Origin of the sequence: Micromonospora sediminimaris, assembly GCF_016863575.1 — a bacterium.
Taxonomy (GTDB): domain Bacteria; phylum Actinomycetota; class Actinomycetes; order Mycobacteriales; family Micromonosporaceae; genus Micromonospora; species Micromonospora sediminimaris.
Genome location: NZ_BOPD01000017.1, coordinates 75,855 through 100,070, shown reverse-complemented (window position 1 = coordinate 100,070; position 24,216 = coordinate 75,855). Strand labels below are relative to the sequence as shown.

Here is a 24,216-nt window from a genome sequence, read left to right as displayed (position 1 = left end):
TCGCCCCGCCTCCGGCCCGCTTCGGTTGATCATGAGGTTGGCGAGCTGCCGCCAAATTCATGATCAACGGTTCGGGTGGGGAGGGGGCGGGAGGGCGAGGGTAGGGTCGGGGGCGTGAGGTTGGAGCCGGGGCGGTTGGTCGTGCACCGCAACGTGCGGCGGGGGCGGATCGGCTGGGTCCGGCCGGCGCGGGTGGTCAGCGACGACGAGCGGGGGCTGCTGCTCTGGGTGGCCGAGGGCACGCCGGTGGCCGGCGAGGTCAACGAGGCCGGGCTGGGCATGCGGGCGGTGCCCTTCCGGGAGTGGTTGACCCCGACCTACCGGCTGGCGCAGGGCCGCTGGAACGGTCCACCCTTGTTGAAGTTCCTGCCGACCGGTGCGGCCCATTCCGTCTGGTGGTTCCGCGACGTGCGGGGCCGCTTCGCCGGCTGGTACGTCAACCTGGAGGAATCGGGCGTCCGCTGGGACGACGGCGGGCTGGCCGGCGTGGACATCGTCGACCAGGACCTCGACGTGTGGGTCCGTCCCGACCGCAGCTGGGAGTGGAAGGACGAGGACGAGTTCGTCGAGCGGCTGGCCTTCCCGGAGCACTACTGGGTGACCGACGAGGCGGCGGTGCGGGCCGAGGGTAAACGGGTGATCGCGCTGGCCGAGGCGGGCGTCTTCCCGTTCGACGGCACCTGGTGCGACTTCACCCCGCCGGCGCACTGGACGGCCCCCGATCGCCTGCCCGAAGGCTGGAATCGCCCGCCGGCGCGCTGACCAGATTCATGTGTTCTTCGTCACGTGAGCCCCGCCTCGGGTGACCCTGGCAGGTGCGGTGTGAGCGTTCCGGTGGGGATCTGGCAGAATGGCTGGCTGGTATCCGGCGCGTGTCCGGCGCCCTCTAACCCGGGCACGTCGTCAGTCCACCCGAGCAGTCTCCGGCCCAACCCCACTGTGCCGGTTGGCGCTCACCCGTGCACACCACCCGTACCGGGTCGGTGAGATCGCAACAGGAGCGAAACAACCGTGGCCGTAAAGATCCGGCTCCTGCGGATGGGCAAGATCCGCAACCCGCAGTACCGCATCGTCATCGCCGACTCACGCACCAAGCGCGACGGCCGGGCGATCGAGTTCGTCGGCATCTACCAGCCGAAGGAAGACCCTTCGGTCATCGAGGTCAAGTCGGAGCGGGTCCAGTACTGGCTCTCCGTCGGCGCCCAGCCCAGCGAGGCGGTGCAGCGGCTGCTGGAGCTGACCGGTGACTGGCAGAAGTTCAAGGGCCTGCCCGCCCCGCCGCCGCTGAAGGTCGCTGCCGAGCGGGCCGACCGCAAGGCGGCCTACGAGGCCGAGGCGAAGGCTGCCGCAGGCGTGGCCGACACCCCCGCCAAGCCCGCGAAGAAGGCCGCCAAGGCCGCCGAGGCGCCGAAGGCCGAGGAGGCCCCGAAGGCCGAGGAGCAGCCCGCCGCGGACTCCGGCGAGCAGGCCTGACATGGCGCTGCGGCCGGCGCTGGAGCACCTGGTCAAGGGCATCGTCGACCACCCCGACGACGTCCGCGTCCGGATGGTCGATTCCCGTCGAGGGAAGCGGCTGGAGGTCCGGGTGCATCCCGAGGACCTGGGCACCGTGATCGGGCGGTCCGGCCGGACCGCCAAGGCGCTGCGCCAGGTGATCGGCTCCATCGGTGGGCGCGGCGTACGCGTCGACATCGTCGACTCGTACTGATGCTGCTCATCGTCGGCAGGATCGGTAAGCCGCACGGGATCCGCGGTGAGGTCACCGTGGAGGTGCGTACCGACGAGCCCGAGACGCGCTTCGCCCCCGGCATGGTGTTGAGCACCGTGCCGGGGGTGAAAGCCGCCCAACCCGCACCGGACGCTCCCGGTGTGCTGTTCCGGACGCCCGACACGTTGACAGTCGAGTCCGCGCGTCGGCACCAGGAGCGGCTGCTTGTCGCCTTCGAAGGGGTGCTGGACCGCGACGTCGCCGAGGCGCTGCGGGGCACCCTGCTCGCGGTGGACAGCGCTGAGGTCGCCCCGCCCGAGGATCCGGAGGAGTTCCACGATCATCAGTTGGTCGGGCTGGCGGTGGTCACGCCGACCGGCGAGCGACTGGGTGAGGTTGCCCGGATCGACCACGCCCCCGCCTCCGATCTGCTGGTGCTGCGGCGCCCCGAGGGGCACACGGCGTTGATCCCCTTCGTCAAGGCGATCGTCCCCGAGGTCGATCTCGCCGGTGGCCGAGTCGTGGTGGACCCACCCGGCGGCCTGCTCGATCTCTAGCTGGCGGAGCCCCTGATGCGCGTCGACATCGTGTCGATCTTCCCGGAGTACTTCGCCCCGCTGGACCTGTCGCTGATCGGTAAGGCGCGGGCCAACGGCACCCTGCGGCTGGCCGTACACGATCTGCGGGGTTGGACCCACGACGTGCATCGCACCGTCGACGACACCCCGTACGGCGGCGGACCCGGCATGGTGATGCGGCCGGAGCCGTGGGGCGAGGCGTTGGACGCCCTGGCGCCAGCGGAGCTGACCCCGCCGCGGCTGTTGGTGCCGTCGCCGGCCGGCGTGCCCTTCACCCATGCGATGGCCCACGAGCTGGCCGACGAGCCGCACCTGCTGTTCGCCTGCGGCCGGTACGAGGGCATCGACCAGCGGGTCCTCGACCACGCGGCGACGCGGATGCCGGTCACCGAGGTGAGCCTCGGTGACTACGTGCTCTTCGGCGGCGAGGTGGCGGTGCTGGTGATCCTGGAGGCGGTGGCCCGGCTGCTGCCGGGGGTGCTCGGCAACGCCGGTTCGCTGGCCGAGGAATCCCACGCGCACGGGCTGCTGGAGGCGCCGATGTACACGAAGCCGGCGACCTGGCGCGGACTGCCGGTGCCGGAGGTGCTCCGCTCCGGCGACCACGGCCGGATCGCCCGTTGGCGTCGCGATGAGGCGCTGGCCCGCACCGGCCGCCGCCGGCCGGACATGCTCACCGGGCTGGATCCGCAGAGCCTGGACAAACGGGACGTGGCGGCGTTGGACCGGGCCGGATTTCAGGTGCCCGGACCGGATGTGGCAAAGTAGGGGGGTTGCCGCAGTCGTCTGCGCCCGTGGGCGGCTGCGAGGATCTCCGACCGGGGTCGGTCCGCACCGACCACCACCCGGGGATCAGTATCACCCATCCGCGCGCCGAGTGACGGTGCGCCGTGAGCCTCACGAGGACGCAGCGATGAACATCCTGGACGCCCTTGACGCCCAGTCGAAGCGCACCGACCTGCCCGACTTCCGTGCCGGTGACACCGTCAAGGTGCACGCCCGGGTGGTTGAGGGAGCCCGGTCCCGGGTCCAGATCTTCCAGGGCGTCGTCATCCGTCGCCAGGGCGCTGGGCTGCGCGAGACCTTCACCGTCCGCAAGCTCAGCTTCGGCGTCGGCGTCGAGCGGACGTACCCGATCAACAGCCCGGCGATCGACCGGATCGAGGTCGTGGTTCGCGGTGACGTCCGCCGGGCCAAGCTCTACTACCTGCGTGAGCTGCGGGGCAAGAAGGCCAAGATCAAGGAGCTGCGCGAGAAGCAGCCGAGCTGACGTCGCGCTACGCCACGCCGCCCGAGCTGCGCATATGCTGTACCGCCCAGGTCGCACTACCCTGGTCGTACGGGCGCAGCGCGGCGGTGACCCGCCTCCTGTGTGGCGGGTGACCTCCACTACCGCCCGGGGAGCCTCGACGAGGTTCCCGGGCGGTAGTTGTTTCTGCGGACCGGGGAGTGAGCGTGGTACAGGCGCTTGACGACAGCGGTGCGGCCGATCCGTGGCGTCGGCGCACCCGACGCAGTAAACGGCAGATGCCGCTCTGGCAGGAGTTGCCGCTGCTGCTCATCGTCGCCTTCTGCCTGGCGGTGCTGATCCGTACCTTCCTCCTCCAGGCGTTCTTCATCCCCTCCGGGTCGATGGAAGACACCCTGCTCGTCGGTGACCGGGTGGTGGTCAACAAGGTCGTCTACAACGTCCGGAACCCGCAGCGGGGCGAGGTGGTGGTCTTCCGGGGCACCGACCAGTGGGTTCCGCAGGTGGACGCGCAGCCGCCCACCACCTTCGCCGACAAGCTCGGCCGCACCATCGGTGATCTGATCGGCGTCGGCCGTCCGGGCGAGAAGGACTTCATCAAGCGCGTGATCGCGCTGCCCGGGGACCGGGTGAGCTGCTGTGACGACCAGGGGCGGGTGCTGGTCAACGGCACTCCGCTGGACGAGTCGGCGTACGTGCTGCGGGACTCGCCACTGGATGTCCCGCCGAATCCACAGGAGTGCCGCTCCCGGCGGTTCGAGGAGATCGTCGTCCCGCCCGGTCAGATGTTCGTCCTCGGCGACCACCGGCAGGTCTCGCTGGACGCCCGGTGCCAGGGCACCGTACCGATCGACAACGTGGTCGGACGGGCGTTCGCGGTGGTCTGGCCGTCCGACCGGTGGAATTCGCTGCCGATCCCCGAAACCTTCGCCACCGTCGCTCCACCCCCCACGGCGGGTGGGGCGGCCCCGGTACGCCCCGACCCCGACGGAGGTGTCGTCCTGCTCCTCCCGATTGCGGCCACACTATCCGTTCTCGCGCGTTCCGGACGGTGGCGCTCGATCGGGCAACGTAGGCTCCTTCCGTGATTGACGAGCAGACCGACAAGCCGCGCCACTCCTTCTGGAAGGAACTGCCCATCCTCCTCGGGGTGGCGATCCTGGTCGCGGTACTGGTACGCGCCTTCGTACTGCAGACCTTCTTCATCCCGTCGCCGTCCATGGAGAACACTCTCCAAATCGACGATCGGGTGCTGGTCAACAAGCTCGTCTACCACACCCGTTCGCCGCATCGCGGCGAGGTGATCGTCTTCAAGGCGCCGCTGGAATGGAGTGGCAATCCGGCGGGAGAGGACTTCATCAAGCGGGTGATCGGCGTCGGCGGCGACCGGGTGGTCTGTTGCGACGACCAGGACCGCCTACTGATCAACGGCACACCGCTGGACGAGCCGTACATCTTCTCGGTCGACGGTCAGCGGGACAAGCCGGCGGACCAGGAGTTCGACGTGCAGGTGCCCGAGGGTCGGCTCTGGGTCATGGGTGACCACCGGTCCGCCTCCGGGGACTCGCTGGAGCACTACCAGCAGTCGGGGCAGAACATCCAGTCGGCGACCATTTCCGAGGACGACGTGGTGGGACGGGCGTTCACCATCTTCTGGCCGTTCGACCGGGCCCGGATCCTGACCGTGCCGGACGAGTTCGACGCCATTCCGGAGTCCTGACCAGGGCCGGTCCGCTGCGCCGTCGACGACGGGCAGCGCCGGTTGCGCCGGGGCGTGGGCGGCGTCGCAGGAGTCTGGCAGTCTGGTGCGGTGACCGTCTACACCCCGAGGTGTGCCGCTCGCGTCCTGCTTGTCGACGCGGACGGTCGGTTGCTGCTGTTCCGAGGTTTCGATCCCGCCCGCCCGGAACACGGCCGGTGGTGGTTCACCCCCGGTGGGGGACTGGATCCGGGGGAGACGTACGCCGAGGGCGCGGTCCGCGAGTTGGCCGAGGAGACCGGGCTGCGGCTGACCGTGACCGACGTCGGCCAGCCGGTGCACGCCGACGTCACCGAGTTCTCCTTCGGTGGCGTCTGGTACCGGCAGGAGCAGCAGTTCTTCCTGGTGCGGGTGACGGCGCACGAGGTCGACACGGCGGGGTTCAGCGAGGTGGAGCGGGGCAGCGTCGTCGGCCACCGGTGGTGGTCGGCGGAGGAGTTGCGTTGCACCGCGGAGCGCTGCTACCCACTTGACCTTGCAGAGGTGCTCGGCCGCGCGCTGGCCGGCACGACGGCTGGCATCGAGGGACAAGCATGCTGACTCCACCACGCACCGTGGTACGCCGGGAGGCCGGGCTCTACGCGTTGGAGCGGGCCCTGCAACGGCGCGGCTTCCGGTACGTCGCCGGTGCCGACGAGGCCGGCCGCGGCGCCTGCGCGGGGCCGCTGGTCGCCGCCGCCGTGGTGTTGCCGGAGGGTCGGCGGGGCGAGATCGACGGGCTGGCCGATTCCAAGCTGCTGACCCCGGCCAGCCGGGAACGGATCCATGACGAGGTCGTCGAGCGCGCCCTGGCGTACGCGGTGGTGGTCATCCCGGCCGACGAGGTCGACGCCCGGGGGCTGCACGTGTGCAATCTGGCCGCGATGCGCCGGTCGTTGGCCTCGCTCGCGGTCCGGCCGGAGTACGTGCTGACCGACGGGTTCGGCGTCGACGGCCTGGGCGTGCCCGGGCTCGCGGTGTGGAAGGGCGACCGGGTGGCCGCGTGTGTGGCGGCGGCGAGCGTGCTGGCGAAGGTCACCCGGGACAGGATCATGGTCGATCTGGACGCCGAGCATCCCGGCTACGGGTTCGCCGAGCACAAGGGGTACATCACCGCCGAGCACACCGCCGCGCTGCGCGAGCGCGGGCCGTGCCCGGAGCACCGTTTCTCGTACGTGAACGTGGCCGCCGTCTCCGGGCTCGGCGACCGGCCACCCCGCTCCCGGCGACCGTTGGGCGCAAGCCGGGAAGAGCCGATGGAGCACTCGGGCACGGCAGGGGGTACCGTCGGCGTGGCGTTGGGCGAGCAGCCTCGGCGTCCGGCGCCGGTGGGGGAAGATGTGGTCATGGAAGGCGGAGTGCGATGAGCGCGGAAGATCTCGAGAAGTACGAGACCGAGATGGAGCTCCAGCTCTACCGGGAGTACCGCGACATCGTCCGTCAGTTCTCCTACGTGGTGGAGACGGAGCGCCGGTTCTACCTGGCCAACCAGGTGGACCTGCACGTCCGCAACTCCGACGGCGAGGTCTACTTCGAGGTCGAGATGCACGACGCCTGGGTCTGGGACATGTACCGCCCTGCGCGATTCGTGAAGAATGTTCGGGTGATGACGTTCAAGGACGTGAACGTCGAGGAGTTGGAGAAGCCGGACATCTCCCTGCCCGCCGACTCCGGCTTCGGCGGCTGAGCCCGCGTACCACCTGAGGGGCGGTGACGGCGGACCCCCACCCGCCGCGATCGTCCCGTCCCCCGTCCACTGTGCACCTACCGGTGGTCAGTGTCCGACAGCCGCTCATAGCAGATCATCAGCTCGTGCGTGGACTGTCCACAGGTCGTCTGGTCATCCACAAGTGGACCGTCCGGGGCGGCGAAGGTCGAAGGACCCCGCCAGGCTCGACGGTATGCGACCACGGATGCCGATACTTGGTGGCCTCACGACGCTTCTGCTGCTGACACCGTCCGGATCGGCGGGCGGCGTGGCCGTGCCGAGCGAGAGATCGTTCTCGCCTGCCGTGCCCCGGGCGGATGCCGCACCGGGCATCGCCGACACCAGGCCGTTCCGGTGGCCGGTCGACGGCGTACCACGGCCGGTTCGCCGGTTCGACCCGCCGCCGCGGCCGTGGCTGGCAGGTCATCGGGGAGTTGACCTGCTCGCCCCGGCCGCCGCCACGATCCGGGCGGCCGGTGCCGGCACGGTCCTGTTCGCCGGCATGGTCGTCAACCGGCCGGTGGTCACCGTCGGCCACGCCGACGGTCTACGGACCACCTACGAACCGGTCCAACCCGCCGTTCCGGTGGGCACGGTCGTGCCGACCGGGGCGCCTTTGGGCACGCTGCTGCCCGGCCACGCCGGTTGTCCCGCCGCCGCGTGCCTGCACTGGGGACTGCGCCAGGGAGACGACTACCTCGACCCGCTGGCTCTGCTCGGCCTCGGTCGAGTCCGACTGCTGCCCGTCGGTGACCCCGTCGTCGCCCGGGTGCGTCCGCTCACCGCTGGGCGAGCAGACCGGGCAACCCGACCGCCAGTCGCTCGTACTCCTCGGGGGCGTTGTAGACCTGGCCGCACAGCCGCAGCCAGCCGCGTCCGTTCCAGGTCGTGACCGCGACCTGGGTGGCGAGCCGCTCGGCGATCCGGGTCTGCAACGCCCGGGCAGCGTCCAGGGTCGTGGCGAGGCCCGCCTGCAACGGAATGAGCCGCATGGCCACCGTCGGTCCGCCGGGGTCGGGCAGGTCGGCCGGTGGCACGCCGAGCGCATCCCCCACCACCCGTTGCCCGTACGCGGCCAGTCCGGCGTTGTGCGCGCGTACCCGGTCGACGCCGAGACTGCGCAGCGTGTAGAGACCCGCCGGTGCGCTCAACCAGGACGTGTAGTCCGAGGTGGCCTGCCACTCCAGGCGGGCCGGGAACCCCGAGTCCTGCTCCCAGGAGACCACCAGCGGTTCGATCCGGTCCCGCCAACGGGCTGCCACCACGAGTACGGCGGTGCCGCGTGGGGCGTACCCCCACTTGTGCAGGTTGCCCGCCCAGAAGTCGGCGCCGATGCTGCTCACCGATGCCGGCAGCATGCCCGGAGCGTGCGCGGCGTCGACAAGCACCGGCACGCCCTGCTCCCCGGCGACCCCGACGATCGCGGCGACCGGGAACAGCCGGGCCGTGGCCGAGGTGAGCTGGTCGACCACAAGCAGGCGGGTGCGGCCCGGACGCAACCCGTCCCGCACGATCTGCACCACCTCTTCGTCGGTGGCGGTCAGCGGCACCCGCAGGACCCGGTGCGTCGCCCCGGTGCGGCGGCATTCCCGGCGGATGGAGTGGTCGACGGCACCGTAGCCGTGGTCGGTGGTGAGCACCTCGTCACCAGGCCGCAGGCCGAGGGACTGAAGCACCACGGCGGCACCGGTGGTGGCGTTCGTGGTCAGGGCGGTGCCGTCGGGGTCGGCGCCGAGGAACCCGGCCAGATGCCGGCGAGTGTGCGCGATCCGGTCGACCAGGCCCTGCGTGAAGAAGCGCAGCGGGTCGGCCTCCATCTCGTCACGCAGCCGTTGCTGGGCCCGCTGCGCCACGATCGGGACAGCCCCGAACGAGCCGTGGTTGAGATGACTGACCGCCGGGTCGAGCGAGAAGAGCAGACGGGCGCCCGTGATCGGCTCGGGTGGCGGCGGGACGCTCACCCGATGATCATAGTCGCCTGGTGCCCTCACGTGGGCCGCCGCGCTCGGGCGGTCCTTCGTGCGCGGCGGGTGTCACGCGCGCGGGTGGGCCTGACGGTAGGCGGCCCGGAGTCGTTCCACCGAGACATGGGTGTAGATCTGGGTACTGGCCAGCGAGGAATGTCCCAGCAGTTCCTGTACCGCCCGGAGGTCCGCCCCGCCTTCGAGCAGGTGGGTGGCGGCGGAGTGGCGCAGCGCGTGCGGGCTGGTCCGGGGCAGGCCCGCCGCCTCGGCGTAGCCGGCGACGATCCGGCGGGCCGTGGTCGGATGCAGTCGGCCACCGCGGGCACCGAGCAACAGCGCATCACCGGAATCGGGGACCGCCAGCGCCGGCCGCCCGTACCGGAGCCAGTCGTCGAGGGCCCGTTGCGCCGGCAGCCCGTACGGCACCGTCCGCTCCCGGCCGCCCTTACCGTCTACCCGGACGACCCGCCGATGCTGGTCGACGTCGGCCGTGTCGATCCCGCACACCTCGCTGACCCGTACCCCGGTGCCGTAGAGCAGTTCGAGCAGCATCCGGTCGCGCAGTCGTACCGCCGCCCCGGTGGTGTCGGACGCACCTGTCACGGGTGAGCCTTCGGCGGTCGCCGGACCGGTGCCCGGAGCGGGCCCACCGGGTGTCGGGCCGTCGGATGTCGGCCCGCCGGGTGGCGGTGTGGCCGGCTCGCGGGCGGGTTTCTCGACGAGCAGGGCCGCCTGCTCGGGACGAAGCACCGTGGGTAGCGCCTGGCGCGGTCGAGGACTGGCCAGCGTGGCGGCGACGTCGGTGGCCAGCAGCCCGGCCCGGTGAGCCCAGGCGCTGAAGGTCCGGGCCGCAGCGGCCCTGCGAGCCAGCGAGGTACGGGCGGCGCCGGTCGTGCGTTGCCGGGCCAGCCAGCTGCGTACCGCGTCGAGGCTCAGCTCGGCCACCTCGGTGCAGCCCATCCGTCCAGCATGATCCAACAGCGACACCAGATCGGCGACGTACGCCCGCACGGTGTGTGCCGAGCGGTTGCGAACCGACGCCAGATGCCCAGCGAACTCGTCCACCGCGTCCCGCAGCGGCGCCGGCAGCGCGTCGTGCATCGCCCGGGTGCTGCTGGCGGCCCGCCCCTGCCCGCCGATGCTGCCCACGGGAACCACCCTACGATCGGGACGCTCGGACGGCGAACAGACGGCGCGTTCGACCGGACGTGATCATGCAGGAAGTGGGGCGTCACCGCCCATCGGACCGCCCGGTGACGCGGCCGGTCCGGGCCGGGTGGACCGCCGGCTGGGCGTGACCATGGCGTAGCCGTCTTCCCGGCGCACCACCAGGGCCAACTCCTCCAACAGCGGCAGTTTGCGCAACACCGTGCGGACCGCAAGGCCAGCCCGCGCGGCGAGAGCGTCCACACCGATACGGCCGCGTCGTGGCATCGCCTCCACGATCGACCGGGCGTCGTCGTCGAGCAGATCGGTGGGGCGTTCGGGCCCACGCGGCACCGGGGCCAGCTCGCCGATCCGACCCACCTCCTCCAGCACGTGGGCGAGGCCGGTCACCAGCCGTGCCTCCGGGTGCTCCCGAAGCAACTCGTGAGCGCCCACCGACATCGCCGAGGTGACCGGGCCCGGCACCACCATCGCCCGCCGACCCAGGGCGATGGCCCGCCGGGTGGTCTGCGTCGCGCCACTGCGGGCCGCCGCCTCGACCAGCACGGTGCCCCGGGTGCCCGCCGCGATCACCCGGTTGCGGATGAGGAAGCGGGGGCGCAGCGGCTCCGCACCCGGCGGCCACTCGCTGACCAGCAGGCCGGTGTCGGCGATCCGGTCGAACAGCGCCGCGTTGCCCATCGGATAGGCGCGGTCCACACCGCAGGCGAGCACCGCGACGGTGAGACCGCCGGCGTGCAGCGCCCCACGGTGCGCGGCGGCGTCGATGCCGAACGCGCCGCCGGAAACGACGGTCCAGTCCCGGTCGGCCAGGCCGTAGCCCAGATCCGTGGCGATGTGGGTGCCGTACGCCGTGGCGGCTCGGGAACCCACCACCGCCACGGACCGGTCCAGTGCCTCGGCCAGCGGCCACGAGCCGCGTACCCAGAAGCAGAGCGGCGGCGCGGTCTCGACGTCCACCCGGCGACGGGCGTCGGTCAGGCAAAGCGTGCGCAGCTGCTCCACCGTCCCGGGCCACTCGTCGTCGCCGGGGATGACGACCCGGACACCGAGCCGGTCGGCGCGGTGCAACGCCTCGGCGGCGACCACCCTGGCATCACCTGCACGGCTGCGCGCCGCCACGGACTCGCGTAGCGCCTGCTGCGGTGCTCCGCCGTCCAGCAGCAGATCCAGCGCGCCCACCGGCCCGAACTCGTCGACCAGCCCGTGCACCGACCGCGTACCCGGCTCGGCCAGCCAGGTCAACGCCACCCGCGCCAGGGCCAACTCCTCCTGGGTGCTCATATGCCCTCTCCCGTCCTGAGTGCGATGGCCTCACCGACGTCCCCCGCGTCCGGCCGTGCCCGCCCGTCCAGGTCGGCGATCGTCCAGGCGAGTCGGACGACCCGGTCGAAGCCGCGGGCGGAGAGCGACCCGGAGTCGAGCCGGGACCGCAGCTCGACGGTGACCCGACCGGGCAGTCGCCACGGCGCTCGACGCAGCTCCGGACCGGGTATCTCGGCGTTGAGCCGTCGACCCAGCGGTGCCCAGCGCTCGGCCGCCGCCGCCCGTGCCGCAGCCACCCGCCGGGCGACCACCGCTGATGACTCGTGACTGGTCGTCTCCATCAGCTCGGCGGCGCGCATCGGTGGTAGCCGCACCTGGAGATCGATCCGGTCGAGCAGCGGACCGGAGAGCCGGCCGAGGTAACGACGGCGGGCCAGCGGGGGACATTCGCATCGGTCGTCGCCGGCCGGGTTCGCACACGGGCAGGGGTTGGCCGCGATGACCAGTTGGGCGCGGGCCGGGTACTCGGCGCTGCCCCGGCTGCGGGCCAGCAGCACCCGGCCGTGCTCCAACGGCTGACGTAGCGCCTCCAGCGCCGCCTTGCTGAACTCGGGCGCCTCGTCCATGAGCAGCACCCCGCGGTGGGCGAGCGAGATCGCACCGGGCCGGGCGAGCCCTGACCCGCCCCCGACGATCGAGGGGACGGTCGCGGTGTGATGAGGTGCCTGGAACGGTGGGCGCCGGATCAACCTGCCACCTGCCGGCAACAGACCGGCGATCGAATGCACAGCGGTGACCTCCAGCGCAGCCTCGTCGTCCAGTTCCGGCAGGATCGACGGCAGCCGCTCGGCGAGCATCGTCTTGCCCGCTCCCGGAGGCCCGATCAGTGCCAGGTGGTGGCCACCTGCGGCGGCGACCTCCAGAGCGCGGCGGCCCAGACCCTGCCCGGCGACCTCGGCCAGGTCGGGACCGGGTGCGGACGGCGGCGGAGCGTCGACCGGCGGCTCGATCAGCGGCGTGCCGTCGCGGACGAAGGCGACCAGCCGGTGCAGGGTGTCCACGCCGCGTACCAGCAGCCCGGGGACGACCGCCGCCTCGGCGGTGTTGCCGGCCGGGACGATCACCCGTTGTACGCCGGCCTTCGCCGCCGCGGCGACCATCGGCAGTACGCCCCGGACCGGCCGTACGGTGCCGTCCAAGCCCAACTCGCCGAGGACCGCCACACCGTCCAGCGGCAACAGGGGAAGCTCGCCGGAGCCCCCGAGCAGCGCCACCGCGATCGCCAGGTCGAAGGCCGAACCGAATTTGGGCAGGGTGGCCGGCAGCAGGTTGAGAGTGATCCGGCGGTTCGGCCACCGCTGGCCGGAGTTGACCACAGCGGCCCGAACCCGGTCGCGCGCCTCGTGCAGGGCGGTGTCGGGTAGCCCGGAGATCACCACCCCCGGCAGGCCGGCGGCGAGATCCACCTCCACCTCCACCAACTGCCCGGTCACCCCGACCAGACCGACGCAGAGCACCCGGGCGTAGCTCATCGGACCACCTCGCTTCGCTCGGCGTCCCGATGAGGCTCCAACGCGCTGAGCCGGATGATTCGCTCGCTGCGCTCCCTCATTGGAAGGCGTCCTTGACGTGCTCGACGTGTGCCCGGCCGATGCGGGGCAGCAGCACCGAGATGACGTCGAAACGGACCTCGTCTGCGGTGGTGCCGGTGGCGGCGAGCCAGGCGGCGGCGAGCCCCCGTAGCCGGCGGGCCTTGCGGGGCACCACCGCCTCGGCAGGGCTGCCGAAGGTCGCGGTGCGCCGGGTCTTCACCTCGCAGAAGGCGAGCACCGGCCCATCCCAGGCGATGATGTCGATCTCTCCGGCGCGGCAGCGCCAGTTGCGGGCAACCGGGCGCAGTCCCGCTTCGATCAGGTGACGTACGGCGCAGCGTTCCCCGTACTCGCCGATCGCCTGGTTCCGCTTGGTCATGAGCGCACCCTGCTCCCGTACGGGATCTCGCGGCGCCCCCGCCCTGCTGGCCTGTGGACAGCCGAGGGTGTTGTGGACGAACGGACGATCATGTCCTAGATGTGCTATAGCGGCCTTTGTCGCTGGTCAGGTGCGGGGTCGGATGGCGCGCGAACCGCCGGTCGCATACGGTGCCGGGCGTGGACGGACGACGCAGTTTCGACGACCAGGAGTCGCGCTGGTATCCGGGCGATCGTGAGGGTGGCTACGCCGACCCGCAGTGGCGTCCGGTGGGAGAGGGGTACTACCCCGGCGACGAGCCGCGTGCGGTGCCCGAGCAACGCGGCGACGATGACGACCGGTACGGCTCTCCGCGACGCGGTGCCCTGACAGATCCGCTCGGGGATGTCGCGGCGGAGACCGAGCGCTACCGGGCGTCGCGTTCCCGCCGGGCGGAACCGGCCGAACCGGACGTCTCCGGCGAGTTGCCGGTCGATCGCTCCGGCTGGCGCGCGGCCCGCGAGGTGGGCCCCACCAGCGGCGGGGCGCCGGTGTCGACCGATCCGACCCGCGCCGCGCTGGCCGGATACCCGATCGTCGAGGCCAAACGCGGGTCCGAGGTGACCAACCCGTTGGAGCAGCCGACCGGGCCGGTGCCGTCGGTGGCACCCCGGACGGAACCGCCGGTGGGTGAGGCCCCGCCCGGCTCCGCCGACGCCGTGACCGGTCACCAGACGGCCGGTCACCCGGCCCCCGGTCACCCGATGACGGGCCACCCGGCCCCCGGCCACCCGACGGGCGGCGTCCAGCCAGGGGTGCCGGCCGGGGACGGCGTATACCGGACGCGGCGTCCGGTGCTCGCGGTGCTCTTCGCCGTGCTGGTCGTGATCTTCGAGCTGCCTGCGCTGCGGGTACTGCTGCACGGCGCGACCGCCGACCCGGTTGCTGCCGGGGACGTGTTGGCGGGCACCTTCCTGGTCTGCGGGTTGCCGATCTTCGCGGCCGGTCTCTACGGGCTACGGACGACCGGGTTGTCGCTGAGTGACGGTGCGCGCGGATGGTTGCGACCGCCGACCGCGTACCTGACGGTCGGGCTGGCGCTCTTCCTGGTTGCCGCGATCGCCGCCGGTTGAGCGGAGTCTCGCCGCACCCGGGCGTGGCACGGTCGGGAGGGCGCGTACACTGGTCAACCGGCGACCGCCTCGTGCGGTCGACCTCGCGTGCCCTCCTCACGAATCGTCGTGCGGCGGCGGCCTCCCTGGTCCCGACCCGGTCGGGCCCACCATGGTCGACGACCGGGCACCAGGACGCCCGGCCGCCGGCCGGGCGAGACAACCAGGGACCGCTAGGAGTACGAATCATGGCCGTCGTGACCATGCGTCAGCTGCTGGAAAGTGGTGTTCACTTCGGGCACCAGACCCGGCGCTGGAACCCGAAGATGAAGCGCTTCATCTTCACCGAGCGTAACGGCATCTACATCATCGACCTGCGCCAGACCCTCGACTACATCGAGAAGGCGTACGACTTCGTGCGCAACACGGTGGCCGAGGGCGGCAGCATCCTCTTCGTCGGCACGAAGAAGCAGGCGCAGGAGGCGATCGCCGAGCAGGCGACCCGCGTCGGCCAGCCGTACGTCAACCACCGCTGGCTCGGCGGGATGCTGACCAACTTCCAGACGGTGTACAAGCGGCTGCAGCGGATGAAGGAGCTGGAGGCCCTCGGCGACCTCAGCGGCACCGCCGCCGGCTACACCAAGAAGGAGACCCTGCAGCTCTCCCGCGAGAAGATCAAGCTGACCCGCACCCTGGGCGGTCTGCGGGACATGCAGAAGCTCCCGGCCGCGGTCTGGGTGGTCGACACCAAGAAGGAGCACATCGCCGTCGACGAGGCCCGCAAGCTGGGCATCCCGGTGATCGCCGTGCTCGACACCAACTGCGACCCGGACGAGGTCGACTTCCCGATTCCGGGTAACGACGACGCGATCCGCTCGGCCGAGCTGCTGACCAAGGTCGTCGCCGCCGCCGTGGCCGATGGCCTGATCGCCCGCTCCGGTCGTCGCCGGGGCGGCGACGAGAAGCCGGAGGCGGGTGTCGCCACCGACGAGCCGCTCGCCGAGTGGGAGCGCGAGCTGCTCGAGGAGCCGAAGAAGGCCGACGAGCAGCAGCCGGCCGCTGAGCAGCCGGCCGCCGAGCAGCCCGCCGCCGAGCAGCCCGCGGCCGAGCAGCCGGCCGCCGTCTCCGGCCAGTGACCGTACCGCCGTCCGGTCACCGTCCGTTCCACCGACGGTGACCGGCGGCGGGTAGACCGGGCACGAACCTCTCGGAACCGGGTAATCGTCACCTCAGACCATTCCACGCAGTCTCAACACCGAAGAGAGAGCCATGTCCCAGATCACCGCCGCGGACGTCAAGAAGCTCCGCGACCTGACCGGCGCCGGCATGATGGACAGCAAGAAGGCCCTGACCGAGGCCGAGGGCGACTTCGACAAGGCCGTCGAGATCCTGCGCGTCAAGGGCGCCAAGGACGTCGGCAAGCGGGCCGGCCGGACCGCCGCGAACGGTCTGGTCGCGCACTCCGGCAAGGCGCTGCTCGAACTCAACTGCGAGACCGACTTCGTCGCCAAGAACGACAGCTTCATCGCGCTGGCGCAGCAGCTGGTCGAGCACGGCGAGCGCGCCGGTGTCAGCAACGCCGAGCAGCTGCTCGCCACCGAGATCGACGGCCGTACCGTCGCCGACCTGGTGCAGGAGCAGTCCGCCAAGATCGGCGAGAAGCTGGTGCTCAACCGTTTCGCCAAGCTCGACGGCACGGTCGCGGTCTACCTGCACCGTAAGGCGCAGGACCTGCCGCCGGCGGTGGGCGTGCTGGTGCAGTACACCGGCAAGGCCGACGAGGCGGGCGACGCCGACGCGCGTGGCGCGGCGATGCAGATCGCCGCGATGCGGCCGCAGTACCTCACCCGTGACGAGGTGCCGGCCGAGGTCGTCGAGTCCGAGCGGCGTATCGCCGAGCAGACCGCCCGCGAGGAGAACAAGCCCGAGGCCGCGCTGCCGAAGATCGTCGAGGGCCGGGTCAACTCCTTCTTCAAGGACTTCGTCCTGCTGGAGCAGTCCTCGGTGACCGACAACAAGAAGACGGTGAAGCAGGTGCTGGCCGAGGCCGGCATCGAGGTCACCGGCTTCGTGCGGTTCGAGGTCGGCCAGGCCTGAGCCGGCTCGGGGCGCACCGCGCCCGTGGGCTGGGAGCAACGACGAGACGAGGAGGCCGCCGGTGTACGCGACACACACCGCGGCCTCCTCGTCCCATAAGGTCGGCAGCGGCAGGTACGCGCACCCGAGCGCGCCAGTGGGGGAAGGACGGGCGGATGACGCAGGTTGTGAGTGACCGGACGTTGGCGGCGGACGATCCGACGGCACCACCGCCCGGCCGGGCCCGGCGGGTGGTGTTGAAGCTGTCCGGCGAGGTGTTCGGTGGTGGCGCCATCGGCGTCGACCCGGACGTGGTGCAGGCCATCGCCCGGCAGATCGCCACCGTGGTACGCCGCGGTGTGCAGGTCTCCGTGGTGGTCGGCGGCGGCAATTTCTTCCGTGGCGCGGAGTTGCAGAAGCGGGGCATGGACCGCGCCCGGGCGGACTACATGGGCATGCTCGGCACGGTGATGAACTGCCTGGCCCTCCAGGACTTCCTGGAGAAGGAGGGCATCGAGACCCGGGTGCAGAGCGCCATCACGATGGCCCAGGTGGCCGAGCCGTACATCCCGCTGCGGGCGATCCGGCACCTGGAGAAGGGCCGCGTGGTCATCTTCGGCGCCGGCGCGGGCATGCCGTACTTCTCCACCGACACGGTGGCCGCCCAGCGCGCGCTGGAGATCCACGCGGACGTCGTGCTGATGAGCAAGAACGGCGTGGACGGCGTCTACACGGCCGATCCCCGGATCGATCCGACCGCCAGCAAGTTCGACTCGATCACCTTCTCCGAGGTGCTGCGTCGCAACCTCCGGGTCGCCGACGCGGCCGCCTTCAGCCTCTGCATGGAGAACGGCCTGCCGATGCTGGTCTTCGGCGCGCAGGGCGACGACACGATCGTCCGGGCCGTGGGTGGCGACAAGATCGGCACGCTGATCACCACCTGAGCCGACCGCCGACGGCGATTTCGGCGGTCCCGGTGACCCGACAAGCCCACGACGAGCACAAGAAGGAGGCGAGGAGACCGGTGATCGACGACACCCTCCTCGAGGCCGAGGAGAAGATGGAGCGTGCGGTCGAGCACGCCAAGGAGGAGTTCGGCGCCATCCGCACCGGTCGCGCGACTCCAGCCATGTTCTCCAAGGTCATCATCGACTACTACGGCAGCCCGACCCCGCTGACGCAGATGGCGTCGGTGGCCGTGCCCGAGCCGCGCATGGCCATCATCAAGCCGTACGACAACTCGCAGATCAACGCGATGGAGAAGGCGATCCGCGACTCGGACCTCGGGGTCAACCCGAACAACGAGGGCAACCAGCTGCGCATCCTGCTCCCGCAGATGACCGAGGAACGCCGTCGCGACATGATCAAGGTGGCCCGGCACAAGGGTGAGGAGGCGAAGGTCGCCATCCGCAACATCCGCCGCAAGGGCAAGGAAGAGCTGGACCGGCTCGTCAAGGACGGCGAGGTCGGCGAGGACGAGGGCCGTCGCGCGGAGAAGGAACTGGACGACCTGACCCAGCGCTACGTGTCGCACGTCGACGAGTTGGTCAAGCACAAGGAGTCCGAACTCCTGGAAGTCTGACGCCGAGGTCACCACCTCCTTGATCATGAAGTTGTTGTCCCCGCCACCGGCGTGGCGTGGTGACAACTTCATGATCAAGGAGGTGGGAGCGGATACCGGTACGTCCTGCCGGGCGGACGGGTGCAGTAGGCTCGGCACGATTCCCGGTGACCCGACGGTGAACGGTGGGGATCGGCCAGCCGACAGGCCGGCACATCAGACGGAGCGCCTCGCGCGGGTAGGGGATGGTAGTGGCTGTGCGTCAAGTGGTGGATCTCGTACCGCTTCCCCCTGGTGCGTGATGTCCCACCTCGACCCCTACGGCGGCGCCGACGCCCGTGACTGGGATCGCCCGGACCGACCCACCGCGCTGCCCTGGCCGGACCCGGACGTGGAACCCGGTCCGTGGGGCCGCGGCCGGTACGTCGGCGACCGGCCGGCCCAGGAAGGCCGCAACGGGCGCGGACCCACCAGCTGGGACCAGCCACCGCACGGGCGCAACGGAGTCCACGACCTCGACCACGGCGACGCGCCCACCGCGCAGATCGCGCCGGTGCGGGTGGGTGCCGGTCGGGACCATGACGAGGCGCCCACCACCCAGCTGACGCCGGTGCGGGACCATGACGACGCGCCCACCACCCAACTCGCGGCAGTGCCGTCCGAGGACGCAGGCCCCGGGACAGCAGAGCCCGACGGGCCGGACGCCCCGGGTCGGCGCCACCGGGGCCGCCGTCGGGCCGGTGCCGGCCGACCGGCCACCCAGCCGGGCGCGAGCCGAGCCGGGCGGAACCTGCCGGCGGCCATCTCGGTCGGCGTGGGCCTGGGCGCGGCGGTCCTGCTGCCCCTGTTCCTCTACACCCCGGCGTTCCTGCTGGTGCTCGCCGCAGCGTTCGGCGTCGGCATCTGGGAGATGTCCCGCGCGGTGCGTCGTGGCGGCGCCGAGGTACCGCTGGTGCCGCTGGTCGCCGGTGGGGTGCTCACCGTCACCCTGGCCTGGTTCGCCGGGCTGGACGCGCTCCTGCTCGGCCTCCTGGTCACCGTGGCGGGCACCCTGGTCTGGCGGCTCGGCGACGGTACGGCCAACCTCCGGCGGGACATGACCGCCGCGACCCTGATCTCGGTGTACGTACCGTTCCTCGGCGGTTTTGCCGCCCTGCTCGCGTCGTCTCCCGGTGACGGTGCCCTGCGGGTGCTGGTGACGTTGGTCGCGGTGGTGCTCTCCGACACCGGTGGGTACGCGGCCGGCGCCAACTTCGGCAAGCGGCCGATGGCCCCGACGATCAGCCCGAAGAAGTCCTGGGAGGGCTTTGCCGGCTCGGTCGGCGCGGCGGCGTTGGGCAGCGCCGTACTGCTCTGGCTGCTGTTCGACGTGGCGCCCTGGTGGGGTGCCGTGTTCGGGATGGCGGTCTCCGGCGCCGCGGTCCTCGGTGACCTCGCCGAGTCGATGATCAAACGGGATCTCGGCGTGAAGGACATGAGCAACCTGCTGCCCGGTCACGGCGGCCTGATGGACCGGCTCGACTCCGTGCTGTTCGCGGTGCCGACGGCGTACCTGCTGCTCGTGGTCTTCGTTCCGGCGGTGAACTGAGGCATGGCCCACGCCGGCGGGACCGGGGCACGGACGAGGCGGGAGCGGATCCGGCACCTCCGCAGGAGTGCGTTCCGAGCCGGGCGTGCCAGACTGGACGTGCTATGACGAGTCTTCCCCTGATGCCGGTCGACCCGGACGCGCCTGGCGCGCGTCGGGCGGCGATGCCACCGCAACACCTCGCCGACCTCGACCTCGACGGCCGGAAGGACCTGGTCACGAAGCTGGGCGAGTCGGCGTTCCGGGCCCGGCAGGTCTCCACCCACTATTTCGGCCGGCTGGTCCGCGACCCCGCGCAGATGACCGATCTGCCGGCGTCGTCCCGCGACCGCCTCGCCGACCAGCTGCTGCCCCGGCTGCTCACCCCGGTCCGCGAGCTGGCCTGCGACGACGGCGCGACCCGCAAGGCGTTGTGGCGGTTGCACGACGGCTCGCTGGTGGAGAGCGTGCTGATGGGCTACCCGGACCGGGTCACCGTCTGCATCTCCAGCCAGGCCGGGTGCGGCATGGCGTGCCCGTTCTGCGCGACCGGTCAGGCCGGCCTGACCCGCAACCTCTCCACCGCCGAGATCGTCGACCAGGCGGTCTACCTGGCGGGCGTGGCCGCCTCCGGCAAGGTCGCGGGGTCACCGCCGAGGCTGTCGCACGTGGTCTTCATGGGCATGGGGGAGCCGCTGGCGAACTACAACCGGGTGATCGCCGCGATCCGCCGCCTGGTCGCGCCGCCGCCCGAGGGGCTCGGCCTGTCACAGCGGCACATCACCGTTTCCACGGTTGGGCTGGTGCCGGCCATCCACCGACTGGCCAGCGAAGACCTCTCCGTGACTCTTGCGTTGTCGCTGCATGCCCCCGATGATGAGCTGCGCGACGAACTCGTGCCGGTCAACCAGCGCTGGAAGGTGTGCGAGGTGCTGGACGCCGCCTGGGCCTACGCGGCCCGCACGGGCCGTCGTGTGTCGATCGAGTACGCGATGATCAAGGACGTGAACGACCAGCCGTGGCGAGCTGACCTGCTCGGCCGGCTGCTGGCCGGCAAGTTGGCCCACGTGAACCTGATCCCGCTCAACCCGACTCCGGGCAGCCGCTGGGACGCCAGCCCGAAGCCGGTCGAGCGGGAGTTCGTCCGGCGGTTGCGCGACGCCGGGGTGTCCACCACGGTGCGGGACACCAGGGGTCGCGAGATCGACGGAGCGTGTGGGCAGCTGGCCGCCGCGGAGGACAGTGGCACCGACCCGGCCGGGGAGATGACGGCGTGACCGGGCGTGGCGAACGAGACCAGGAGACATAGTGGCGAGTCAGGGTCAGCGTTTCCGGCGTAAGGCGCTCCGCCGGGGATACAAGGTTGACGAGGTGGACGCCTTCCTGGACCGGGTCGAGGCGACACTCGCCGGGCAGCCGGTCGGAGCGCCGGTGGCCTCGCAGGAGGTCCACGACGTCGTCTTCCGGGTTCGCTTCAACGGCTATGACGAGTGGCAGGTCGACCTGCACCTCGACCGGGTCGAACGGCAGTTGGCGGAGCTGGAGGAGCGCGGCGGCGTGTCCGGTCGCGGCGATGGCCGGATGGGCCCGATGGAGCGGATGGGCCCCGGCATGCGCGAGGACCGCGGCATGTCCCCGGTGCCGCAGCCGCCGATGCCGCCCCGGACGATGCCGGCGCAGGCCGGCCCGCCCTATGGCCGCTACGACGAGCCGACGGGCGCTTTCGCCGGTGGGTACGACAACGCTCCCCGGGGTGGTTACGACGGCCCGCGCGGCGCTGCCGCGCCGATGGGGCCGGGCGCGCCGATGGGGCCTCCCGGCGGCATGGGTCACGGTGGGCCCCCGCCGCGTGGACTGCCTGCCGGCCCCGGCGGTTACGGTCCGCCGGACGCGCCGGGTGGCTACGGTCCGCCGGACGGTCCCGGCGGCTACGGTCCGCCGGACGACCAGCGCTTCGACGGGTTCGAGGCGGGTCGGCACGGCCGTACGGACATGACCGCCGAGATCAGGCTGCCGGACCGGGACCCCCGGCGTGGCCCGGCGGGACCGCCCGGCCTGCCGCAGCAGGCGCTCGGCGGGCCTCCGATGGGTGGCCCTCCGGCGATGGGCGGCCCGCCCGCGATGGCCGGTCCCGCAATGGGTGGGCCTCCGATGGCCGGCCCACCCGGCAGTGACCTCTACCGGGTGGACCAGATTCGACGTAGCTTCCAGGTCCGTCGCTTCGGCAGCGGGTACGACCCGGACCAGGTGGACCGGTTCTTCGAGTCGCTGCTCGGCGGGATGGCCGGGCGCAACCAGATGCCGGTGAACCCGAAGGACCTGGACACGCTCCGCTTCGGGCTGGTGCAGGGCGGCTACTTCGAGGCCGAGGTCGACGCCGCGCTGAAGAACGTGCAGGACATCCTCTTCGGCCGCTGACCGACAGCGATGCGCGAGGGCCCGCCTCCGGAAACCGGAGAGCGGGCCCTCGCGCTTGCTCGCCCAGATGGGTGCGGCGGTCGGCCGCCAAGTCGTCGCGCCGGGCCCGGTCGCTCAGCAGCGCGGGCCGTTGCGGCTGAACAGATCGTCAGGAGCGCAGGCCGTTGCGGCGCAGCACCACGTCACCGATCACGATGAGCAGCAGCAGCGCGGCCAGGCCGATCAGCCAGAGGTTCTCGACCCTGCCCTCGTGGTTGCCGCAGAGCATGGCCAGCAGCGCGAACGCGGTGAGCACCGCGCCGATCCGCCCGGCCTTACGGTGCCCGGGCTTGTGCTGGTCTGGCGACGTTACCGGCTCGCTGCCTGCCACTGTCGGTCCTTCCTCGCGAACGGATCTCCGGCTAGTCTGGCACGTCCCCCGCGACGGTTTCCGGCCAGGGCCGATGGGCCCCGCTCCGGTGGATGGAATGGCACTACCGGCGTCGCGGGGCGGGGACCAGACTGCCTCCGGTAGCGTTCTGGGGCGTACACCTTGATTGTCTTTTTGAGGGGGAACTGCGGTGCGAGTGACCGGTACGGGGCACGCCAGCATGCGGATCGACACGCCCGCGGGCAGCATCCTGTGCGACCCGTGGGTCAATCCGGCCTACTTCGCCTCCTGGTTCCCGTTCCCCGACAACTCGCAGCTCGACTGGGAGACCCTCGGTGACGTCGACTATCTGTACGTCTCCCACCTGCACCGGGACCACTTCGACGCGGCGCACCTCAAGCGGTACGTGTCGAAGAAGGCGACCGTGCTGCTGCCCGAGTTCCCCACCTCCGAGATGGAGGACGAGTTCCGCGAGCTGGGCTTCACGAACTTCCTGAAGACCCGCAACGAGGAGGTCGTCGAGCTGGACGGCGGCCTCAAGGTCATGATCCAGGCGCTGACCAGCCCGACCGACGGTCCGATCGGTGACTCCTCGCTCTGGGTGGAGTACGACGGCGTCCGGCTGCTCAACCAGAACGACGCCCGCCCGACCGACCTGAGCACCTTCGCCGAGCTGGGCCACGTGCACGCGCACCTGCTCCAGTTCTCCGGCGCGATCTGGTATCCGATGGTCTACGAGCTGCCGAACGCGGCGAAGACCGCCTTCGGCAAGCAGAAGCGCGATCGGCAGTTCGACCGTACCTGGCGTTACATCGACGACCTCAAGGCCGATCACGTCTTCCCGATCGCCGGCCCGCCGTGTTTCCTCGACGACGAGCTGTGGCAGTTCAACGACATCTTCGGCGACGAGGGGAACATCTTCCCCGACCAGTCGGTCTTCCTGTCCGAGTACGCCAAGGTCGGCGGCACCAACGGCATCGTGCTGCTGCCGGGCAGCGTCACCGAGGTCACCACCACCGGGGCCACGACCACCCACCCGATGCCGGTGGAGGAGTTCTTCGCCAACAAGGTCGCCCACCTGGAGGAGATGCGGGAGCGTAAGCGGCCCATCATCGAGGCGGAGAAGGCGTCCTGGCGGCACCCCGAGGTGGACGTGCTCAAGGAGCTGAAGCGGCGCATCGAACCGCTGCTCGACGAGTCGATCTACCTGGCCAAGGGGGTCGGCGGTCCGGTCCGCTTCGACCTGGTCGGCTACGACGGCGAGAGCATCGAGTCGATCGTGGTCGACTTCCCCGGCAAGCAGGTGCGGCCGTACGCCGACGAGAAGGTGCGTTACCGGTTCCGTACCGAGCGGGCGCTTGTGGAGCACCTGCTGCACATCGGCGAGGTGGACTGGGTCAACTCGCTCTTCCTGTCCTGCCGCTTCTCCGCCGCCCGGATCGGGCAGTACAACGAGTTCGTGTACGCCTTCTTCAAGTGCCTCTCCACCGAGCGACTCCAGTACGCCGAGGGCTGGTACGACGAGCACGAGCGGGCGGTGGACGCCGAGGACATCACCATCGGCGACTGGGTGGTGCAGCGCCGTTGCCCCCACCTGAAGGCGGACCTGAGCCGGTTCGGCATCGTCGACGGCGACCAGCTCACCTGTCAGCTGCACGGTTGGCGGTTCGACCTGCCCAGCGGGCGCTGCCTGACCAGCGTCGGTCATAAGGTCCGCGCCCACCGGGTCGGCGAGGAGGTCGCGGTCGCGGAGGCCGCCCCACCGGCGAGCTGAGCCCGTCCGC

At 71.3% G+C, this 24,216-nt stretch carries 25 protein-coding genes and 2 pseudogenes; 21 read left to right on the top strand and 6 right to left on the bottom strand.

The window, feature by feature from the left end:
• The first annotated feature begins 114 nt into the window (after positions 1-114).
• The 12 genes and pseudogenes from Vse01_RS15120 (at position 115) to Vse01_RS15065 (ending at position 7,873) form a co-directional block, all read left to right on the top strand.
• The gene (locus tag Vse01_RS15120; protein ID WP_093401695.1) at positions 115-762 is read left to right on the top strand and encodes a ribonuclease FAU-1 family protein; all 648 of its coding nucleotides are present in this window, start codon (positions 115-117) and stop codon (positions 760-762) included.
• Positions 763-1,011: 249 nt separating this feature from the next.
• A complete protein-coding gene (gene rpsP, locus Vse01_RS15115) occupies positions 1,012-1,473 on the top strand; it encodes a 30S ribosomal protein S16 (RefSeq protein ID WP_093401694.1) in 462 nt (153 codons plus the stop codon).
• Position 1,474: 1 nt separating this feature from the next.
• Positions 1,475-1,708 carry an RNA-binding protein gene (locus Vse01_RS15110; RefSeq protein WP_013732101.1) on the top strand — a complete coding sequence of 78 codons (234 nt, stop codon included), beginning with the start codon at positions 1,475-1,477 and terminating at the stop codon, positions 1,706-1,708.
• A gap of 2 nt (positions 1,709-1,710) precedes the next feature.
• Entirely contained in the window at positions 1,711-2,265 is a 555-nt protein-coding gene (gene rimM, locus Vse01_RS15105) for a ribosome maturation factor RimM (protein ID WP_170863307.1), read from the top strand.
• A 15-nt stretch (positions 2,266-2,280) separates the two neighbouring features.
• The gene (trmD, locus tag Vse01_RS15100; protein ID WP_093401692.1) at positions 2,281-3,054 is read left to right on the top strand and encodes a tRNA (guanosine(37)-N1)-methyltransferase TrmD; all 774 of its coding nucleotides are present in this window, start codon (positions 2,281-2,283) and stop codon (positions 3,052-3,054) included.
• A 145-nt stretch (positions 3,055-3,199) separates the two neighbouring features.
• A complete protein-coding gene (gene rplS / locus Vse01_RS15095; protein WP_093401691.1) occupies positions 3,200-3,556 on the top strand; it encodes a 50S ribosomal protein L19 in 357 nt (118 codons plus the stop codon).
• Positions 3,557-3,741: 185 nt separating this feature from the next.
• Positions 3,742-4,610 (top strand): annotated as a pseudogene (gene lepB, locus Vse01_RS15090) (signal peptidase I).
• Positions 4,611-4,619: 9 nt separating this feature from the next.
• Entirely contained in the window at positions 4,620-5,255 is a 636-nt protein-coding gene (gene lepB / locus Vse01_RS15085) for a signal peptidase I (RefSeq protein ID WP_093401690.1), read from the top strand.
• A gap of 90 nt (positions 5,256-5,345) precedes the next feature.
• Positions 5,346-5,834, top strand: a complete 489-nt coding sequence (locus tag Vse01_RS15080; protein WP_093402029.1) for an NUDIX hydrolase — start codon at positions 5,346-5,348, stop codon at positions 5,832-5,834.
• Entirely contained in the window at positions 5,828-6,640 is an 813-nt protein-coding gene (locus Vse01_RS15075; RefSeq protein WP_093401689.1) for a ribonuclease HII, read from the top strand. The genes Vse01_RS15080 and Vse01_RS15075 overlap by 7 nt, the downstream gene beginning before the upstream one ends.
• Positions 6,637-6,960 carry a DUF2469 domain-containing protein gene (locus tag Vse01_RS15070; RefSeq protein ID WP_007075222.1) on the top strand — a complete coding sequence of 108 codons (324 nt, stop codon included), beginning with the start codon at positions 6,637-6,639 and terminating at the stop codon, positions 6,958-6,960. Before Vse01_RS15075 ends, Vse01_RS15070 begins: the two co-directional genes overlap by 4 nt.
• A 214-nt stretch (positions 6,961-7,174) precedes the next feature.
• Complete coding sequence (locus Vse01_RS15065) at positions 7,175-7,873, top strand: peptidoglycan DD-metalloendopeptidase family protein (RefSeq protein ID WP_093401688.1); 699 nt, start codon at positions 7,175-7,177, stop codon at positions 7,871-7,873.
• On the opposite strand, the gene Vse01_RS15060 is transcribed toward Vse01_RS15065, so the two are convergent.
• The 5 genes from Vse01_RS15060 to Vse01_RS15040 form a co-directional block, all read right to left on the bottom strand.
• Positions 7,761-8,942: an aminotransferase class V-fold PLP-dependent enzyme gene (locus tag Vse01_RS15060; RefSeq protein WP_093401687.1), complete on the bottom strand. Its 1,182-nt coding sequence runs from the start codon at positions 8,940-8,942 to the stop codon at positions 7,761-7,763. The two genes, Vse01_RS15065 and Vse01_RS15060, sit on opposite strands and share 113 nt — an antisense overlap.
• Before the next feature lie 72 nt (positions 8,943-9,014).
• Positions 9,015-10,046 (bottom strand): tyrosine recombinase XerC, encoded by a 1,032-nt coding sequence (locus Vse01_RS15055; RefSeq protein WP_093402028.1) that lies wholly within the window; start codon positions 10,044-10,046, stop codon positions 9,015-9,017.
• Between the two features lie 111 nt (positions 10,047-10,157).
• Positions 10,158-11,396: a DNA-processing protein DprA gene (locus Vse01_RS15050; RefSeq protein ID WP_093401686.1), complete on the bottom strand. Its 1,239-nt coding sequence runs from the start codon at positions 11,394-11,396 to the stop codon at positions 10,158-10,160.
• The gene (locus Vse01_RS15045; RefSeq protein WP_093401685.1) at positions 11,393-12,910 is read right to left on the bottom strand and encodes a YifB family Mg chelatase-like AAA ATPase; all 1,518 of its coding nucleotides are present in this window, start codon (positions 12,908-12,910) and stop codon (positions 11,393-11,395) included. The genes Vse01_RS15050 and Vse01_RS15045 overlap by 4 nt, the downstream gene beginning before the upstream one ends.
• A gap of 76 nt (positions 12,911-12,986) precedes the next feature.
• Positions 12,987-13,349 carry a YraN family protein gene (locus tag Vse01_RS15040; protein ID WP_093401684.1) on the bottom strand — a complete coding sequence of 121 codons (363 nt, stop codon included), beginning with the start codon at positions 13,347-13,349 and terminating at the stop codon, positions 12,987-12,989.
• Positions 13,350-13,491: 142 nt separating this feature from the next.
• On the opposite strand from Vse01_RS15040, the pseudogene Vse01_RS15035 reads away from it, so the two are divergent.
• From Vse01_RS15035 to Vse01_RS15000, 8 genes and pseudogenes are all read left to right on the top strand, one after another.
• Positions 13,492-14,461, top strand: a pseudogene (locus Vse01_RS15035) (hypothetical protein).
• Positions 14,462-14,688: 227 nt separating this feature from the next.
• On the top strand, positions 14,689-15,576 hold the full coding sequence (rpsB, locus tag Vse01_RS15030) for a 30S ribosomal protein S2 (RefSeq protein WP_093401683.1): 888 nt from the start codon (positions 14,689-14,691) through the stop codon (positions 15,574-15,576).
• Between the two features lie 133 nt (positions 15,577-15,709).
• The gene (tsf, locus tag Vse01_RS15025; protein WP_093401682.1) at positions 15,710-16,537 is read left to right on the top strand and encodes a translation elongation factor Ts; all 828 of its coding nucleotides are present in this window, start codon (positions 15,710-15,712) and stop codon (positions 16,535-16,537) included.
• Between the two features lie 155 nt (positions 16,538-16,692).
• Entirely contained in the window at positions 16,693-17,460 is a 768-nt protein-coding gene (pyrH, locus tag Vse01_RS15020; protein WP_093401681.1) for a UMP kinase, read from the top strand.
• An 80-nt stretch (positions 17,461-17,540) separates the two neighbouring features.
• Entirely contained in the window at positions 17,541-18,098 is a 558-nt protein-coding gene (gene frr, locus Vse01_RS15015) for a ribosome recycling factor (RefSeq protein ID WP_093402027.1), read from the top strand.
• Between the two features lie 280 nt (positions 18,099-18,378).
• On the top strand, positions 18,379-19,665 hold the full coding sequence (locus Vse01_RS15010; protein WP_170863283.1) for a phosphatidate cytidylyltransferase: 1,287 nt from the start codon (positions 18,379-18,381) through the stop codon (positions 19,663-19,665).
• Between the two features lie 104 nt (positions 19,666-19,769).
• Positions 19,770-20,921: a dual-specificity RNA methyltransferase RlmN gene (gene rlmN, locus Vse01_RS15005; RefSeq protein WP_093401680.1), complete on the top strand. Its 1,152-nt coding sequence runs from the start codon at positions 19,770-19,772 to the stop codon at positions 20,919-20,921.
• Between the two features lie 31 nt (positions 20,922-20,952).
• Entirely contained in the window at positions 20,953-22,062 is a 1,110-nt protein-coding gene (locus tag Vse01_RS15000) for a DivIVA domain-containing protein (RefSeq protein WP_093401679.1), read from the top strand.
• Between the two features lie 148 nt (positions 22,063-22,210).
• Here the strand turns inward: Vse01_RS15000 and Vse01_RS14995 are convergent, their stop codons facing one another.
• Positions 22,211-22,432, bottom strand: coding sequence for a DUF2631 domain-containing protein (locus Vse01_RS14995; RefSeq protein WP_093401678.1), 222 nt, complete (start codon positions 22,430-22,432; stop codon positions 22,211-22,213).
• A 190-nt stretch (positions 22,433-22,622) separates the two neighbouring features.
• On the opposite strand from Vse01_RS14995, the gene Vse01_RS14990 reads away from it, so the two are divergent.
• Positions 22,623-24,206 carry a Rieske 2Fe-2S domain-containing protein gene (locus Vse01_RS14990; RefSeq protein WP_093401677.1) on the top strand — a complete coding sequence of 528 codons (1,584 nt, stop codon included), beginning with the start codon at positions 22,623-22,625 and terminating at the stop codon, positions 24,204-24,206.
• Positions 24,207-24,216: the final 10 nt, after the last annotated feature.

Coding starts and splice junctions, on each gene's coding strand:
- Vse01_RS15075 (WP_093401689.1), top strand. CDS start 5,828: ATGCTGACTCCACCACGCACCGTGGTACGCCGGGAGGCCGGGCTCTAC.
- rpsB (WP_093401683.1), top strand. CDS start 14,689: ATGGCCGTCGTGACCATGCGTCAGCTGCTGGAAAGTGGTGTTCACTTC.
- Vse01_RS15070 (WP_007075222.1), top strand. CDS start 6,637: ATGAGCGCGGAAGATCTCGAGAAGTACGAGACCGAGATGGAGCTCCAG.
- pyrH (WP_093401681.1), top strand. CDS start 16,693: ATGACGCAGGTTGTGAGTGACCGGACGTTGGCGGCGGACGATCCGACG.
- Vse01_RS15040 (WP_093401684.1), bottom strand. CDS start 13,349: ATGACCAAGCGGAACCAGGCGATCGGCGAGTACGGGGAACGCTGCGCC.
- Vse01_RS15055 (WP_093402028.1), bottom strand. CDS start 10,046: ATGCACGACGCGCTGCCGGCGCCGCTGCGGGACGCGGTGGACGAGTTC.
- rlmN (WP_093401680.1), top strand. CDS start 19,770: ATGACGAGTCTTCCCCTGATGCCGGTCGACCCGGACGCGCCTGGCGCG.
- Vse01_RS15110 (WP_013732101.1), top strand. CDS start 1,475: ATGGCGCTGCGGCCGGCGCTGGAGCACCTGGTCAAGGGCATCGTCGAC.
- Vse01_RS15045 (WP_093401685.1), bottom strand. CDS start 12,910: ATGAGCTACGCCCGGGTGCTCTGCGTCGGTCTGGTCGGGGTGACCGGG.
- Vse01_RS15065 (WP_093401688.1), top strand. CDS start 7,175: ATGCGACCACGGATGCCGATACTTGGTGGCCTCACGACGCTTCTGCTG.
- tsf (WP_093401682.1), top strand. CDS start 15,710: ATGTCCCAGATCACCGCCGCGGACGTCAAGAAGCTCCGCGACCTGACC.
- Vse01_RS15050 (WP_093401686.1), bottom strand. CDS start 11,396: ATGAGCACCCAGGAGGAGTTGGCCCTGGCGCGGGTGGCGTTGACCTGG.
- trmD (WP_093401692.1), top strand. CDS start 2,281: ATGCGCGTCGACATCGTGTCGATCTTCCCGGAGTACTTCGCCCCGCTG.
- rplS (WP_093401691.1), top strand. CDS start 3,200: ATGAACATCCTGGACGCCCTTGACGCCCAGTCGAAGCGCACCGACCTG.
- Vse01_RS15010 (WP_170863283.1), top strand. CDS start 18,379: ATGTCCCACCTCGACCCCTACGGCGGCGCCGACGCCCGTGACTGGGAT.